The sequence below is a fragment of the Deferrisoma sp. genome (genome assembly GCF_054681715.1).
The window spans coordinates 1-2,356 of sequence record NZ_BAAHFQ010000273.1 but is presented as its reverse complement, the minus strand read 5'-3'; the positions used below and the strand labels follow the sequence as shown (position 1 = coordinate 2,356).

Here is a 2,356-nt window from a genome sequence, read left to right as displayed (position 1 = left end):
TTACTTTCGGACGACGGACGTGACGGGGACGGTGACGCTGCCGGAGGGGGTGGAGATGGTGATGCCTGGGGACAACGTGCGGATCACGGTGAACCTGATCACGCCGATCGCGATGGAGGAGGGGCTTCGGTTCGCGATTCGGGAGGGTGGCCGCACGGTGGGCGCCGGCGTCGTGACCAAGATCCTGGAATAGGTAGAGGGCCTGGGAGCGCGGCATGACCAGCGACAAGATCCGGATTCGCCTCAAGGCGTACGACCACAAGCTCTTGGACCAGTCGGTGAAGGAGATCCTGGAGGCGGCCCGGCGCACCGGAGCCCGGGTGTCGGGGCCGATCCCCCTGCCCACCGAGATCAACCGGTTCTGCGTGCTGCGGTCGCCCCACATCGACAAGAAATCCCGGGAGCACTTCGAGATCCGCACCCACAAGCGGCTCCTGGACATCCTGGATCCCACCCAGCAGACGATCGACGCGCTGATGAAGCTGGATCTGTCGGCCGGCGTAGACGTCGAGATCAAGCTCTGATCGGCGGGTCGGTGTTCGAGATAAGGCAAGGGAGTTCCGATGGCCAAAGGACTGATCGGACGCAAGCTGGGGATGACCCAGATCTTCATGGGCGGTGAAGAGCTGATCCCCGTGACGGTGGTGGAAGCCGGCCCGTGCACCGTGGTCCAGAAGAAGACGCGGGAGACCGACGGGTACGATGCCATCCAGGTGGGGTTCGGCGAGGTCAAGCCCCACAAGGTGAACCGCCCGATGAAGGGCCATTTCCGCAAGGCGGGGGTCGAGCCCCGGCGCATCCTGCGGGAGTTCCGGGTGGAGAACCCGGACGAGTTCGAGGTGGGCCAGGTGCTCAAGGCCGACCTCTTCAAACCCGGGGACCTGGTGGACGTGACCGGGTTCAGCAAGGGGCGGGGGTTCCAGGGCGTCATCAAGCGCCACGGGTTTGGCGGCGGCCGCGCCTCCCACGGGTCCATGTTTCACCGGGCTCCGGGGTCCATCGGGGCCAAGGAGCATCCGGGTAAGGTCTGGAAGGGCAAGAAACTCGCGGGCCGCATGGGTGCCCGCCGGGTCACCGTTCAGAACCTCCAGGTGGTCGAGGTGGACCCGGAGCGGAACCTGATCCTCCTCCGGGGCGCGGTGCCCGGCGCCAAGAACGGCACGGTGCTCCTGCGACCGGCCGTGAAGGCGGGGAACCGGTAGGCGCGAGGCTTAGGGCGTAGAGACGGGAGACGGCGATGGAGACACCGTTGGTGAATGCCGCAAACGAAGAGGTGGGCCGGGTGGACCTCCCGGAGGAGATCTTCGGCGCGCCGGTGAACGAGGCCCTCCTGTGGGAGGTGGTCCGCATGCAGACGGCGAACCGCCGTCGGGGCACGCACGCGACCAAGACCCGTTCGGAGGTGGCGGGCAGTGGCCGCAAGCTCTGGGTCCAAAAGGGCACGGGCCGGGCCCGGGTGGGTGACCGCCGCAACCCGCTGTGGAAGGGGGGCGGCACGGTCCACGGGCCCCAGCCGCGCAGCTACGCGTATTCGATGCCCAAAAAGAAGCGGCGACTGGCGCTCCGGTCTGCCCTGGCCGCGAAGGCCCGGGACGGCGAACTCCTGGTCGTGGAATCGCTGGGGCTCGAGGGGATCAGCACGAAGCAGCTCGCCGCGAGGCTCAAGGCCCTGGGGGCCGAGAACGCGCTGATCGTCGTGGCCGAGCGGGACGAGGTGGTGGAGAAGTCCGCCCGAAACCTGCCCCAGGTGAAGGTGCTCCGGCCCGAAGGGCTCAACGTCTACGACATCCTGCGTTACGAGAAACTGGTGCTCCTCCAGGGGGCGCTCGAGCGGATCCAGGAGAGGGTGTGACCATGGCGCGCAGCCACTACGACGTTCTCCGGCGGCCCGTGATCACGGAGAAGTCCACGGCCCTGCGGGAAGAGGCGAACACCGTGGTGTTCGAGGTGGACCCGAAGGCCACGAAGCCCGAGATCAAGACGGCCGTGGAGAAGGTGTTCTCGGTCAAGGTCAAGGCCGTGCGCACGGTGATCGTCCGGGGCAAGCAGGCCCGGGTGGGCCGGTTCGTGGGCCGTCGGAAGAACTGGAAGAAGGCCTACGTGACGCTCCACGAGGGCGAGCACATCGAGCTGTTCGAGGGCGTGTAACGGGCCCGAGGGCCCGGGGGCGCTGTTGGCAAGAGGGGATAGACCATGGCAATCAAACGGTTTCGGCCCACCTCCCCGGGGCGGCGGTGCATGACGGTCTCGGCCTTCGACGAGATCACCCGGACCGAGCCCGAGAAATCTCTGGTGCGGCCCCTGAAGAAGTCCGGGGGGCGGAACAACCTGGGGCGGATCACCTGCCGGCACATCG

The 2,356-nt window shown here is 67.3% G+C and carries 5 protein-coding genes and 1 pseudogene; all 6 read left to right on the top strand.

The annotated features are described in order from the left end of the window. Positions 1 to 193: EF-Tu C-terminal domain-related protein (locus ACY0I8_RS17785; RefSeq protein ID WP_461395809.1), on the top strand; the 193-nt coding region annotated here is incomplete at its 5' end. 22 nt (positions 194 to 215) lie between these two features. After that, complete coding sequence (gene rpsJ, locus ACY0I8_RS17780) at positions 216 to 524, top strand: 30S ribosomal protein S10 (protein WP_025324247.1); 309 nt, start codon at positions 216 to 218, stop codon at positions 522 to 524. Positions 525 to 563: 39 nt separating this feature from the next. Next, the gene (gene rplC / locus ACY0I8_RS17775) at positions 564 to 1,202 is read left to right on the top strand and encodes a large ribosomal subunit protein uL3 (protein ID WP_459942749.1); all 639 of its coding nucleotides are present in this window, start codon (positions 564 to 566) and stop codon (positions 1,200 to 1,202) included. Between the two features lie 35 nt (positions 1,203 to 1,237). Beyond that, positions 1,238 to 1,852 (top strand): 50S ribosomal protein L4, encoded by a 615-nt coding sequence (rplD, locus tag ACY0I8_RS17770; protein ID WP_459942750.1) that lies wholly within the window; start codon positions 1,238 to 1,240, stop codon positions 1,850 to 1,852. A 2-nt stretch (positions 1,853 to 1,854) separates the two neighbouring features. Further along, positions 1,855 to 2,148 (top strand): uL23 family ribosomal protein, encoded by a 294-nt coding sequence (locus ACY0I8_RS17765; protein WP_459942777.1) that lies wholly within the window; start codon positions 1,855 to 1,857, stop codon positions 2,146 to 2,148. Positions 2,149 to 2,193: 45 nt separating this feature from the next. After that, positions 2,194 to 2,356 (top strand): annotated as a pseudogene (gene rplB / locus ACY0I8_RS17760) (50S ribosomal protein L2); the annotation flags it as partial.

Excerpts from the sequence above, each read along its gene's own strand:
- rpsJ (WP_025324247.1), top strand. The coding sequence starts at position 216 with ATGACCAGCGACAAGATCCGGATTCGCCTCAAGGCGTACGACCACAAG.
- rplC (WP_459942749.1), top strand. The coding sequence starts at position 564 with ATGGCCAAAGGACTGATCGGACGCAAGCTGGGGATGACCCAGATCTTC.
- rplD (WP_459942750.1), top strand. The coding sequence starts at position 1,238 with ATGGAGACACCGTTGGTGAATGCCGCAAACGAAGAGGTGGGCCGGGTG.
- ACY0I8_RS17765 (WP_459942777.1), top strand. The coding sequence starts at position 1,855 with ATGGCGCGCAGCCACTACGACGTTCTCCGGCGGCCCGTGATCACGGAG.